Origin of the sequence: Neorhizobium sp. LjRoot104 (assembly GCF_964253725.1) — a bacterium.
In the GTDB taxonomy this organism is placed as follows: Bacteria; Pseudomonadota; Alphaproteobacteria; order Rhizobiales; family Rhizobiaceae; genus Neorhizobium.
The window spans coordinates 741,783-754,744 of sequence record NZ_CAXURS020000002.1 but is presented as its reverse complement, the minus strand read 5'-3'; the positions used below and the strand labels follow the sequence as shown (position 1 = coordinate 754,744).

Sequence of the window (12,962 nt, the reverse complement as noted above, 5' to 3'; positions counted from 1 at the left end):
GAGATGGGAGAACCCGTTCTTGTCTTCGAGATGGCACCCCGCGACGGTTTGCAGAATGAAAAGAAGCTGATCGCGACCGCCGACAAAGTAGGCTTGGTCGATCGCCTGTCAGCATGCGGCTTCCGAAAGATCGAGGTCACCAGCTTTGTTGCGCCGAAATGGGTGCCGCAGATGGCCGATGCGGCTGAAGTGCTGGGCACGATCACGCGGAGGAAGGGGGCGTTCTATACGGCCCTTACGCCCAATGTAAAAGGACTGGAAGGAGCACTGGCGGCCAGGGCCGACGAAGTCGCCGTCTTTGCGGCCGCGTCGGAAACCTTCAGCCACAAGAACATCAATTGTTCCATCGCCGAAAGCCTGCTGCGTTTTCAGCCGGTGATCGAACGTGCCCGTGCCAACAGTCTGCCGGTACGCGGCTATGTGTCCTGCGTGACCGATTGCCCTTACGAAGGTCCGATCGCTCCGGAAACCGTCGCGCGGGTAGCCAGATCCCTTCTCGACCTCGGCTGCTACCAGATCTCGCTTGGCGACACGATCGGATACGCAACTCCTGAAACGACCCGAGCCATGCTGGATACGGTGCTGACGGAGATCCGCGGCGAGGAACTTGCCGGCCATTTTCACGACACGCGCGGCCGTGCGCTGGAGAATATCGATGTGGCTCTGGAATGCGGGCTGCGGGTCTTCGATTCATCTGTCGGCGGCCTTGGGGGATGCCCCTATGCGCCCGGTGCCAAGGGGAACGTGGCGACCGAAGCTGTCGTCGAGATGTTGGAGGCCAGAGGCTTTTCAACGGGGATAGACAGGGCGGCGCTCGCCGAGGCCGCGACCTTTGCGCGGCAATTGCGCTGCGCACAATGAGGGAAGATGGATGAGCGAATACGAAACCATCGCAGTCGAGATCGACAGCCGCGGGGTAGCATGGCTCACGCTGAACCGCCCCGAGAAGAAAAATGCGCTCTCCGCCCGCATGATGGACGATCTGTCGTCATTCGCGCGGATGGTCGAGGCGGCGGAGGATATCCGGGTGGTGGTCATTGCCGGTGCCGGCGGTACGTTCTGCGCCGGCGGCGACCTCGACTGGATGAAGACGCAGATCGGGGCGGACCGGGAGGGTCGCATGGCAGAGGCACGCCGCCTGGCATCGATGCTCAAGGCGCTGAATGAAATGCCCGTTCCGTTGATCGGAAGGCTGGAGGGGGCAGCGCTCGGCGGTGGTGTCGGAATGGCATCCATCTGCGATATCGCCGTAGCCGCCAACGACTGCCGTTTCGGCTTCACCGAGACCCGTCTCGGCATTATTCCGGCGACGATCAGCCCCTATGTTCTGGCAAGGACGGGCGAAGGCATGGCACGGCGCGTCTTCATGAGCGCCCGCATTTTCAGTGCGGACGAGGCTGTTTCGCTAAACATTGTTGCAAGTTCGGTTGACGCTGGCGCCCTCGACAAAGCTATCGAGGCAGAAATTCTTCCCTATCTCTCTTTACCGCGTGGCGCGGTCGCTCGGGCCAAACGCCTTGCACGGTCGCTCGGCCCCCCTATCAACGACGAGGTCATCAACGCTACCGTTCACCAGTTGGCCGACGCCTGGGAAACCGAGGAAGCCATCGAAGGAATCGCCGCCTTCCTCGAAAAGCGCAAGCCCCGCTGGGCGCAGTAGCTCGGCACGTGCCGCATCACACGCCCAAAGAGCGACGGTCGTCTATCACCTTGCCGTCATTGGCTAGTGTGTCGGGCTCTTCGATCACCACTGTGCAGCGAACCCGGCATTCGGCCCGGACCGCGTCCGCCAGTATGTCTGCGAGCCCTTTGGCTTCGCCCGAATATTCGACATGCAATGTCAGTTGGTCGTGCCCGCCTTCTTCGGTAACGACGAGCCGCGCCCTTCCAATCTTGTCATGGGGCTTGATAATCCGGGCGACCTGCGACGGGTGAATGAACATGCCCCGAACCTTGGTCGTCTGGTCGGCTCGCCCCATCCAGCCTCTCAATCGAGGTGCAGTGCGTCCGCAAGGCGACGGGCCAGGCATCACCATCGAAAGGTCGCCGGTCGCAAAACGGATCAACGGATAGAGCGGATTGTAAGTCGTGACAATCACCTCGCCCACTTCTCCCGGCGCCACCGGCTCGCCTGTGCCTGGACGAACGATCTCCACCAATACATCCTCGTCTGTCACCATGCCATCGGAGGCGCCACCCGTCTCGTAAGCGATCAGTCCGAGTTCCGCTGTGCCGTAGCACTGGCGCGCCTCGATCCCGCGGACCGCATACCACTCTCTGAGAACCGGGAAAAAGGGACCGCCCGTGACCAGCGCCCGGCACAAAGTCGTGGTATCCTGGCCCGCCTCGTCCATGCGCTCGAGGATGATTTTCAGGAAGTCCGGCGTACCGACATAAGCCGTCAAGCCCAACCGCGCGATGGCAGCAGCCTGCTGTTCGGTATTGCCACCACCGCCGGGAAAGACGCACGCTCCCAGCTTCGCGCAGGCGTGATCGAACATAAAGCCGGCCGGAGTGAGATGATAGGAGAACGTATTGATCACCTTGTCGCCAGCGCGAACTCCAAGCGCATGCAGCGCCCGTGCCATCCGCCAGTGCTCCTTGTCTCCCTCGGGCTCGACGATCGGACCGGGCGAGAGAAAGAGACGGCGAAAGCGGCCTGCCTCGACCGTCGCAATTCCGCCCAGAGGCGGCGTCTCTTCCTGCAAGGCGGGCAGATCGGTTTTCCGCAGCAGCGGAAGCAGCGCCAGTGCTCGACGATCGCGGACAGCCTCTGGATCGATCCCCTCCAGAGACTTCCGATAGAATGCGGAATGGGACTTCGCGTTCCCCAACTGCCGGCGCAGGTTTGCGAAAAGATCGGCCTCGCGCTGCTCGGGCGGACGGGTTTCGAGAGCATCGTAGAATTCAGTCATGGAGGTTCCCATCGTTCTCATCAAAGCCAACGCTTGCGGCGCCTGAAGCTCTTCACATTGAGGAAGGATCTGCGCTCTTCGCCCCCTCCGAGGTAGAACTCCTTGACATCTTCATTCCGCATCAATTCCTCAGCCGGGCCGTCGAGAACGATCTTTCCGTTCTCCATGATGTAGCCATAGTCGGCGATCTTGAGCGCCATATTGGCATTCTGCTCCACGAGAAGAATTGAAATGCCGAGCTCCCGATTGAGTCGGCGGATGATCCCGAACACCTCCTTGACGAGCAGCGGCGACAAGCCCATTGACGGCTCGTCCATCATGATCAGACGCGGCTTAGCCATCATGGCGCGACCGATCGCCAACATCTGCTGTTCGCCTCCCGACAGATATCCCGCCAGGCCGGTACGCTCCTTCAGGCGCGGGAAGAACCGGTACACTTGCTCGATCTCTGCTTCGACTCTCGCATCGGGCCGCGTAAATGCGCCAAGCCGCAGATTGTCGCGAATTGTCATGTCCTGAATGATGCCGCGCCCTTCCATCACGAGAAAGATCCCGTCGCGCACTTTGCGGTCGGCGGCTGCATACGTCACGTCGCGGCCATCATAGGTGACGGTTCCGCGGGAAATTTCGCCATCCTCGGTGAGTAAGAGCCCTGCAATCGCCTTCAACGTCGTGGATTTTCCCGCGCCGTTGGCGCCTAGCAGCGCCGTGACTTTGCCCTTCCGGGCGTCCAGTGAGATGCCCCGAAGCACAAGGATGACATCGTTGAAGATCACCTCGACATTGTTGATGGACAGCAGCGCTTCGTCCGCCTCCGTGGGCGGCGGATCTGCGACCTGCTCTACGGCCAGTGTCATAGCTGTTGCCTCCTGTCTATTGGTTCTGGATGCGGGAAGCCGCTCAAGGCTCCCCGCCCAGCTCGTGGTTACTGGCCCAGCCAGTCTTCGCGGCGCGGCACGGTGATGGTCGCGATCTCCTTGATGGCGGCCTTACCGTTTTCGACGGAGCCGGAATTGATCGTGACCTGCATCAGGCCGCGATGATCCTGCTTGGTCCAGGTCGAGGGACTGCACACACCTTCAAGACCCTTCGGCACCCAATTCGCCTTCTGGTACATTCCGTTGCGGATATTCTCGCCGGTGACGCCGCCATTGGCTGCTGCCCAATCCATGGCCTCCTTCAGGTAGTAGGCCGAGCAAATCCCGCGGATGTAATGGTGCGTCGGTCGGTCGCCGACCAGCCCCCCTCCGTTTCCGAGGATCTTCTTGACCAATCCCATGCCGGGTACGTCAGCACCGTAAAACGGTGTGGATGACGGGAATATCAGTCCTTTGGCCTCTGCGGCTTCGACGGTTTGATAGTCGCCCGCCCACGGATTTCCCATATAGGTGGCGTTAACGCCGACGGTGTTGCAGCTCTTGACCAGCGACACAACCGAACCACCGAGGTTACCGATGTATACGTAGTTGGCTCCGCTTTGCTTGATGGTCAGGCACTGAGCCTTGAAGTCGCCCGGCGCGAGCGGCACGACCACAGGATTGGCGACGGTCATGCCGAGCTCCTTGGCATAGGCCGCGCATGCTTCCTTGGGCGCGTTCGGATACGGATGGTTGTCGCCGGTATGGACAAAGATCGGTTTGTCGATGCCCTTGGCGCGGGCATCTTCGTGCGCCCACTGGACAAGCGCACGGCATGCGTCCGAATAGGACGGGCCATAGAAGAAGTTGTACGGCGCTGGAGATTTCGTATTCGGGTTCTTGCCAGTAGGATCTGTGAGATGGGCGGAATAGGACCCGGAGATCGTGGGAATCTTATCGCGCGTGACGAAACTGATCAGCGCTTCGGTATCTGCAGTACCCCATCCCTGCATCGCGACCATGCCTTGGCCGGTCCACTTTTTATAGAGTGCAATCGCCTCCGGCACCTTGTAGCCGTAGTCCACCGTATCGAGCTTGACCTTGGTGCCCTTAATGCCTCCGTCCGCATTGATCTGCTTGAAGGCATCAGCAACACCTGGGCCATACTGCTTGCCGACAAAGGCGGTTGCGCCGGTATAGTCGGCAAGATGGCCGACAAGAATTTCCTTGTCCTGCGCCCATGTCGGCGCCGCGACAAACAGCGCCCCCGCCGCGAGCGCAGCATATGGCAGTGCATTCAGCAATCGCATTTCCAATCCTCCCAAACGCGACACCACTCGTTGGGTCAGGCGACGTCGCGCAAACCGCCAAACCCGATTGTTGCTCCCGCTCTCCCCAGCGGGATGATTGAAATTTCAATGCGAGAAGGGAAAGAGCTTCCAGCTCGCACGCATCCGGCGCCAGCGATGCACAAGCCCTTCCGGCTCCAGCACGAGGAAAAGGATGATCGCGCCCCCCACACTCATCTGCTTAATGTAGGCCGAGCCCTGGGAGACCGCCGGCACGATCGCGGCAAGCGCATTGGCGAAAGCTTCCATGGCCTGCGGCAACAGCAGGATAAACGCCGCTCCAAGCAGCGAGCCCGAAACCGAGCCGAGGCCACCGATGATGATGATAGCCAGGAACTCGATCGACAGAATGATCGTAAAGCCCTCTGCCGAAACGAAACCCAGATAGTGGCCGTAGAGAGCACCGGCCAAACCCGCGAAGAATGAGGCGAGCCCGAAAGACAATATGCGGTAGTATCTCAGATTGATGCCCATGATCTCCGCGGAGAGATAATGGTCACGAACCGCAACCAGTGCCCGCCCGTCCCGGGTGCGGGCCATGTTTGCGACACCCACGAAAGATACGATTACCCAGAATAGTACCAGATAGAGATAGCGTCCATCGCTATTGAATTGGAAGCCGAACAGGCTCGCGGTCTCCGCCATCGAGCCAGAAGTGCCGCCGGTAAACCAGTCCGCGCGCGCGAAGAAATCCTCCAGGATATACTGGCTCGCCAAGGTCGCGATCGCCAGATAGAGCCCCTTCAGCCGGGCGGCCGGAATGCCAAAGACCATACCCACGGCCATGGTTAGTACACCCGCCATCGGGATCGAAAACAGCACGGGAATGCCCCTTGAGGAAAACCAGGCGGAGGCAAAGGCACCGAGTCCAAAAAACGCGCCGTGACCAAGCGAGATCTGCCCCGTCATGCCGGTGAGGACGTTTAGGCCAAGAGCGGCGATGCCATAGATGCCGATCATGATGAGCTGGCTCAGGATGTAGTCACCGAACAAGAAGGGAGAGATCAAAACGAACAGCGCACCGAACATCACTGCATTCGTTTCGAACCGTGTGGCAAACAACGTCCTATCTCTTGCATAGGAGGTCCGGAAATCACCGGTAGGACGAGGATTGGGGACATGTGCCATCGCTTATACTCGCTCGATGTTCGGCGTTCCGAACAGTCCGTAGGGTTTGATCATCAAGATCACGAGAAGCACATAGAACGGTGCGACCGAATACATGTTGCCGATATGCAGGTACTGACCGTCCACGAACTCCGCGAGGTTTTCCAGCAGGCCGATTGTGAGGCCGCCGACAACGGCACCGATGATCGAGTCAAGTCCGCCCACGATGACGGCCGGGAAAACCTTGATGCCGATGAACGACAACGAATTGGAAACGGCGTTCACAAGACCGATGACCACGCCTGCGATGCCGGACACCACTGCGGAAATTGCCCAGGCCATCGCGAAAACCCGACCGATCGGGATGCCCAGCGATTGCGCTACCTGCTGGCTATAGGCTGTCGCCCGCATCGCAAGCCCCCAGCGCGAGTAGCGGAAGAAGAGAAAAAACAGCCCCATGACGGCAACCGACAGCACCAGGCTCAGAACATAAGCCGTTTCGACATTCAGGCCGGCGATCGAAATAACCGACTGGCTGAAGACGTTTGGAAAGCTCACGGCGCTGTTGCCGAAAATCCAATTCATCAGCGCCCGCATGAAGGTCGAAAGGCCGATTGTCGCCATGATGATGGAGATGACTGGTTCACCGACCAGGGGCCTCAGCAGGATCATTTGAACAAGAACACCGAAGGCGGTCATGAAGGCCAATGTGAAGAGAAAGGCGAGCCAGAAGGGCAGCCCCATGGATACGACCAACGATAGACAGACCCAGGCCCCCATCACGACGAACTCGCCCTGGGCGAAATTCACCACCTGTGTGGATTTGTAGATCAGCACGAAGCACATGGCGACGATGCCGTAGAGCATCCCCACGATGATACCGTTGACCAGAAGCTGGATAAGGAGCTCGGAGTTCATGCGGCTGTGACCTCCCTCGAAAAAATGTTCGCGCCATCGCGTAGCGTCTCGATGGCGAGCGTTGTGACCACTCGCTGCTTGCTACCGTCTTGGAAATGGATGACGGTATCGATGTCGACATGATCGTCACCGGCATAGATACGTTCGATGATGCCTGCGTATTTTTCGGCAATGACCCCACGACGGATCTTCTTGGTGCGTGTTAGCTCGCCATCATCGGCGTCGAGCTCCTTGTAGAGAAGGACGAAGCGGGAAATCTTTTGTACCGGCGGAAGCGTGGAGTTAACCCGCTCCACTTCAGCGCGCAGCAATTCATAGACCTCCGGCCGGCTTGCAAGATCCGAATAAGTCGTAAAGGAAATGCGCCGTTCTTCGGCCCATTTCGAGACAATTGGGAAGCGAATGCAGACAATCGCGGAAAGATAGGGGCGGTCTTTGCCGAGCACGACGGTCTCCGCAACGAAGGTCGAGAATTTTAGCTTGTTCTCGATGAATTGCGGGGAGAAGCGTACCCCCTTCGATGTACTTGCAAGGTCCTTGATGCGATCGATCACGACGAGGTGGCCCTTAGCCGTAAGATAGCCAGCATCACCGGTCCGGAACCAACCGTCTTTCGTGAAGTTTTCCGCTGTTGCCTCGGGGTTGCGATGGTAGCCGCTCATCATGTGCGGATGCTTGGTTAGAACCTCGCCCAGGCCCTCCGGATCAGCATTTTGAATCTGCACGGCACAGCCGGGCATCGGGTAGCCGACGGTCTCGTAATCGACGTCATTTTCCTGATGAATGACATAGGCACCCAGGCCCTCGGTCTGCCCGTAGATCTGCTTAAGCGGGAGACCCATAACCTGGAAAAAACGGAAGGTTTCCGGCCCCATGGCAGCCCCCCCGGTCGCAGCAGACGTCAGACGTGAGAAGCCGAGACGGTCGCGCAAATGGCGGAACAGCAGCAGATCGGCTGCAGAGGAACGCTGCCCCTTGTCCAGCGCAGCCAGCCCATGCGCCACGCCCCAGTCATAAACGCGCCGCTTCCAGAAGCGGGTATCCATGATCCGGGCTCTGATGTCGGCAGCAAGACCTTCCCACACGCGCGGCGATAGCAAAACGAAAGTCGGTCCGATTTCGCGCAGGTCCTTCATCAGTGTCTGCGCGTTCTCCGGGAAATTCACCTTCATCCGGGAAAGGAAGTTCCAGGCGACGGAGTACATCTGTTCCATGACCCAGGAAAGCGGCAGCACTGCTACATATTCGTCGGACGCCGTGCGAGGATCGGCGCGCAGATAGGCTGCGGCATGACCAAGCAGGGCGTTGCTCGTCCATTCCGCAAGTTTCGGATTTGCGGTCGTACCGGATGTCGTGCACAGGACGGCGACGTCGCCGCCGTCCGTCTCCTTCGCCATGCGTTCCCACAATCCTGGATCAGTATCCATGCGTTTGCGGCCGCGTTCTTCGAGATCCTCGATTGAGATCAATCGAGGATCATCATATTTTTTCATGCCGCGCGCGTCGGTATAAACAATGGCACGCACCGACGGGATGGCGTCAGCAAGATTGAGGAGCTTGTCCACCTGCTCTTCGTCTTCAGCGACAATTATAGCCGGTTCGGCGTAATCGACGAGATAGCGGATTTCGTCCTCAAGCGCATCGCGATAAATGCCGAGACTCATTGCCCGGCAGGCATGTGCGGCAACTTCCGCCCAGACCCATTCGGGCCTATTGTCGCCGATAATGCCGACCACGCCCCCTTTCGGGAGCCCAAGTTCCAGAAAGCCTGCCATCATGCGGGAAACATGAGCGGCGACATCGGACCAGCTAAAACTGTTCCATATGCCGAACTCCTTCTCCCGCTGGGCGATATCATTGGGAAAATGAGCCGCATTGTATTGCAGAAGCTTCGGCAACGTGTCGAGTTTCGCTGATTCCTTTAAATCGTCGGAGAGTTCCGCCCAGCGGACTTCATCTCCCGAGACGTGAATACGAATTTCGCTCATGCGATCGCCCTCTCTGCCTTGGCCGCCAACTCGTCGAGCAGGTCATCCTCCTCACCGAGATAGGCCTTCCTGACGTGTTCGTTCGCCAGCACAGCATCCGGCTCGCCCGAAGCGATTACCTTGCCGAAATCGAGAACAGCCACGCGATCGGACAGATCCATGACGACTCCCATATCGTGCTCGATCATCAGGATCGTCATTTCAAATTCCTCCCGAAGCGCGATTATGAAGCGGGCCATGTCCTCCTTCTCCTCGAGATTCATGCCCGCCATCGGTTCATCGAGAAGAATAAGCCGGGGTTCGATAGCCATGGCCCGGGCCAGCTCAACCCGCTTGCGCAGACCGTAGGAAAGTGTTCCCGCAGGCTCATGCCGCACATGTTGAATTTCGAGAAAATCGATGATTTCTTCGACGAACTGGCGCTGCTCTAGTTCTTCGCGATAAGCTCCTCCGACCCAATAAAGCATGCCGGTCAGGAAATTGCTCCGGAGCTTGTGGTGACGTCCGACCAGAATGTTGTCTAGAACGCTCATGTGACTGAACAGCGCCAGGTTCTGGAAGGTGCGGCCGATACCTAGGCGGGCACGGTCGTTGATCGAGCGCCTCAAAAGATCCCTGCCATCCCAGCTCAGATTGCCGCTTGTCGGGCGATAGCGTCCCGAAATGCAATTGAGCATCGATGTCTTGCCGGCCCCATTCGGCCCGATCAGCGAGAATAACTCCCCCTTTCGCACCTCGAAAGACACGTTGCTCAGCGCCTTCAGGCCTCCGAAACGAAGCGAGACGTCATCGACCTGCAACAAGATTTCGCCGTTGTCTGCCAAGCGCACTCCTCCCGTTCGCTCGGTACAATCCGATCCTCGCCGTCTCCGCAGCGATTTAAGATACTGTGGAGCACAATTGTTGCCAGAATTTTTCCAGAAGGGAATTTTGCAATATGGCGCGATGCCGCTTGGCAAGGCGAGGGCTGTTCTGCCAGTCTGGAAAAGAGTCAGCTGTTGGGAGGACGCAGATGGCGACGGCACGCCCTATGACGAATGAGCAGTCCCTGGAGGCCCTCAAGGCGGGTCTGAACTGCATCGATCAGGGCCTGACCCTTTTCGACGCGAACCTCAATCTGGTTTACGCAAACAAGAGAGTCTGCGATTTGCTTGGCTTGCCCGAAGAACTGGCGCGGCCGGGAACGCCATTTGAGACAATAATCCGCTGGAACGTCGAAAGAGGCGAATATGGGGTCGGCGACGTGGAGGTCATGGTCAAAGAACGGGTTCGTGCCGCATGGGAATTCAGGCCGCACACATTGGAGCGAGTACGCCCCAATGGCGTCGTCGTGCACGTGTCAGGTTGGCCATTGCCAACCGGCGGTTTTGCCACTGTCTACTCCGATATCACCGCCCAAAGGCGGAGGGAACTGGATCTCGAGCGACGCATCTTGATGCGGACGGATGAGTTGCGGCAAAGCGAGGAAAGACTGCGCCTCATAGCCAACGAGCTTCCCGCGGGTATTGCCTATGTCGATATCTCCGGTCAATTCCAGTTCGTCAACGGGAGGTTCGCCCGAGCCTATAATTTGAAGCCTGAGCAAATAATGGGAATGCGGGAGCGCGATCTTTTGCCTAAGGAAGTGTGGGACTATGTCTCCCCCTATTTCGAAAAGGCTGTCGGCGGCGCACCCCAGACCTTCGACACGCCCATCACATTCCCCGACGGCCGACGTCTGGATATCCGCACCCTGCTCAGGCCGGATCGGTCAACCGATCAGACAATCAACGGCTTTTATGTGCTGAGCGTCAACATCACTCGGGAAAAGCAGGCAGTTGCCGCTCTGCTCCAGGCGCAACGGATAGATGCACTTGGCCAGCTCTCGTCGGGCATCGCACACGATTTCAACAATCTTCTCACGATTATTCTCGGTAATCTGAAGCCGCTTTCCGATCGCATTCATGACGAGTATCTCAGAAGTGAGATGCTGGAGCCGGCCATAAGAGCCACTCGCCGGGGCGCCGACCTGATGCGCAGGCTCCTCGCAGTCGCCCGCCGTCAACCGATTTCGCCGTCGAGAGTGGACGTTGGCGAATGCGTCGGAGAAATTGTCAAGCTGGTGCGTCCATCACTGGGCGAAGATATCAAGCTAACGTACGAATGCGACGAGAACACGCCTGCGGCCTTCGCCGACCCCGCTCTACTCGAAACAAGCCTTATTAACTTGGTGATCAACGCCGCCGATGCGATGAATTGCTCCGGCGGATCCATAAAAATCTGCACCAACGCAAATGCGGATGGAGCGGTCGCAATCGCCGTGTCGGACAATGGTCCCGGCATGGACGACACGATACGCGCTCGTATATTCGAGCCTTTTTTCTCGACGAAGAGCGATCAGAGCCGCAACGGTCTTGGGTTGACTATGGTGCAGGGGTTCATCACGGACTCGGGCGGCTCAATATCGGTTGAAAGCGAACTCGGGCATGGGACCTCTTTCTTGCTGACTTTGCCGGCAGCAGCGGACGCCAGCAAAGAGATTGATCGAATGACGGTTACCGAAGGGGCTGGAAGCTATCCAATAAAGGACAAACTGGTCTTGGTCATCGACGACGACCAGGCCGTCAGGCGTGTTCTGCGTCGCGACCTCGTTGCGGCCGGGGCAAATGTTATAGAAGCAGAAAACGGCGCCGAAGGTCTCGAAATCTTAAGGCAAGTCGCCGCCGTCTCTGCCATCGTGTCGGACGTTTCCATGCCCGTCATGGACGGCATCACGCTCGCGAACGCTGCACGCAAATTTCGCCGCGATCTGCCCATAGTGCTTTTGTCTGGCTACGGCGCGGACGCCGTGAGCAAAGAGTTGCCGGAAGGAATAAACATCCTGCACAAACCATGCGACGTCGCAGCCATAGCTGTCGCACTGGCAAATTCCGGACGCCTGAGAACCCGAGAGGGGATGGCGGCGGCGGGCGAAGTCCGAACCTCCTCCTACGAAAAAGGAGGTATCAATCCGTGAGCACATCAAACCTTATTTATCTTCTTGAGGATGAAATCGATCTGGCATCGGTTTTTCGCCGGGCATTGGAAGAATCCGGAATAGCAGTCGAACACTTTCGCCGACTGCACGAATTCCGATCCGCCCTGAAGACGCGTCGCCCGTCACTCTGCATCATTGACCTCGGCCTTCCAGACGGCGACGGGCTTTGTCTCCTTGGCGAAGAACTGGGATCCGAAACCATTCCGACTATCGTGGTCAGCGGGCGGACGTCGCTCAATGCCAAACTCATTGGGCTTGAGCAGGGAGCGGATGACTATCTGTCAAAACCGGTGGAGCCGGCCGAACTCGTCGCTCGCGTCAAAACCGTCTTGCGCCGCGCAGGCAGGCAAGAGGGACAACCAGTCCGAAAGCATCAGGAAACCGCTGAGCAACTCGTCGCTCGCTTTGGCGATTGGATCTGTGATTTCGAGAGTTTCACCCTCACGGACATCCAAGGCAAAGCCTACAAGCTGTCTCGGGCGGAGACGGACCTCCTGCGTATCTTTTTGGAGACCCAAGGCCGGGTCATCACCCGTGACTACCTGCTGCAGACCCTATTTGCGAACGGCGAGGAACCGTTTGATCGCAGCGTCGATGTCCGGGTCTCGCGCCTCCGAAAGAAACTGGATTGCGGTGCCCCACAGATCGCGCATATTCGAACGGTGTATGGAGCTGGTTATGTGTTCACACCCTCCGTTGAGTGGCTGGGCTGAACTCCCTCCGTGACTCTGTACGTCAATCAGCGGGGTTGTCAGGTTGTTTCACTAAGGGTGGACGGGGCGTTTTCCCTTGGTCCTCAGATACCTGCAACG

Annotated in this window: 11 protein-coding genes; 4 read left to right on the top strand and 7 right to left on the bottom strand. The window is 58.4% G+C overall.

The features are described 5' to 3' along the window. Positions 1-3: 3 nt before the first annotated feature. Together ACSQ8R_RS25760 and ACSQ8R_RS25755 are read left to right on the top strand one after the other, a co-directional pair. Complete coding sequence (locus ACSQ8R_RS25760) at positions 4-861, top strand: hydroxymethylglutaryl-CoA lyase (protein WP_436256179.1); 858 nt, start codon at positions 4-6, stop codon at positions 859-861. A gap of 10 nt (positions 862-871) precedes the next feature. Continuing rightward, positions 872-1,660: a crotonase/enoyl-CoA hydratase family protein gene (locus ACSQ8R_RS25755; protein WP_436256178.1), complete on the top strand. Its 789-nt coding sequence runs from the start codon at positions 872-874 to the stop codon at positions 1,658-1,660. Between the two features lie 16 nt (positions 1,661-1,676). On the opposite strand, the gene ACSQ8R_RS25750 is transcribed toward ACSQ8R_RS25755, so the two are convergent. The 7 genes from ACSQ8R_RS25750 to ACSQ8R_RS25720 form a co-directional block, all read right to left on the bottom strand. Then, positions 1,677-2,915 (bottom strand): phenylacetate--CoA ligase family protein, encoded by a 1,239-nt coding sequence (locus tag ACSQ8R_RS25750; RefSeq protein ID WP_436256177.1) that lies wholly within the window; start codon positions 2,913-2,915, stop codon positions 1,677-1,679. Between the two features lie 20 nt (positions 2,916-2,935). Next, entirely contained in the window at positions 2,936-3,772 is an 837-nt protein-coding gene (locus ACSQ8R_RS25745) for an ABC transporter ATP-binding protein (RefSeq protein WP_436256176.1), read from the bottom strand. 68 nt (positions 3,773-3,840) lie between these two features. Continuing rightward, a complete protein-coding gene (locus tag ACSQ8R_RS25740; RefSeq protein WP_436256175.1) occupies positions 3,841-5,082 on the bottom strand; it encodes an ABC transporter substrate-binding protein in 1,242 nt (413 codons plus the stop codon). Between the two features lie 105 nt (positions 5,083-5,187). Then, positions 5,188-6,249 carry a branched-chain amino acid ABC transporter permease gene (locus ACSQ8R_RS25735; protein WP_436256174.1) on the bottom strand — a complete coding sequence of 354 codons (1,062 nt, stop codon included), beginning with the start codon at positions 6,247-6,249 and terminating at the stop codon, positions 5,188-5,190. Positions 6,250-6,252: 3 nt separating this feature from the next. Beyond that, on the bottom strand, positions 6,253-7,146 hold the full coding sequence (locus ACSQ8R_RS25730) for a branched-chain amino acid ABC transporter permease (RefSeq protein ID WP_436256173.1): 894 nt from the start codon (positions 7,144-7,146) through the stop codon (positions 6,253-6,255). After that, complete coding sequence (locus tag ACSQ8R_RS25725) at positions 7,143-9,134, bottom strand: AMP-binding protein (RefSeq protein WP_436256172.1); 1,992 nt, start codon at positions 9,132-9,134, stop codon at positions 7,143-7,145. Before ACSQ8R_RS25725 ends, ACSQ8R_RS25730 begins: the two co-directional genes overlap by 4 nt. Further along, positions 9,131-9,934: an ABC transporter ATP-binding protein gene (locus ACSQ8R_RS25720; RefSeq protein WP_436257282.1), complete on the bottom strand. Its 804-nt coding sequence runs from the start codon at positions 9,932-9,934 to the stop codon at positions 9,131-9,133. Before ACSQ8R_RS25720 ends, ACSQ8R_RS25725 begins: the two co-directional genes overlap by 4 nt. Before the next feature lie 212 nt (positions 9,935-10,146). Here ACSQ8R_RS25720 and ACSQ8R_RS25715 point away from each other — a divergent pair, with 212 nt between their 5' ends. Both ACSQ8R_RS25715 and ACSQ8R_RS25710 read left to right on the top strand, forming a co-directional pair. Beyond that, on the top strand, positions 10,147-12,129 hold the full coding sequence (locus tag ACSQ8R_RS25715; RefSeq protein WP_436256171.1) for a hybrid sensor histidine kinase/response regulator: 1,983 nt from the start codon (positions 10,147-10,149) through the stop codon (positions 12,127-12,129). After that, a complete protein-coding gene (locus ACSQ8R_RS25710) occupies positions 12,126-12,863 on the top strand; it encodes a response regulator transcription factor (protein ID WP_436256170.1) in 738 nt (245 codons plus the stop codon). Before ACSQ8R_RS25715 ends, ACSQ8R_RS25710 begins: the two co-directional genes overlap by 4 nt. Positions 12,864-12,962: the final 99 nt, after the last annotated feature.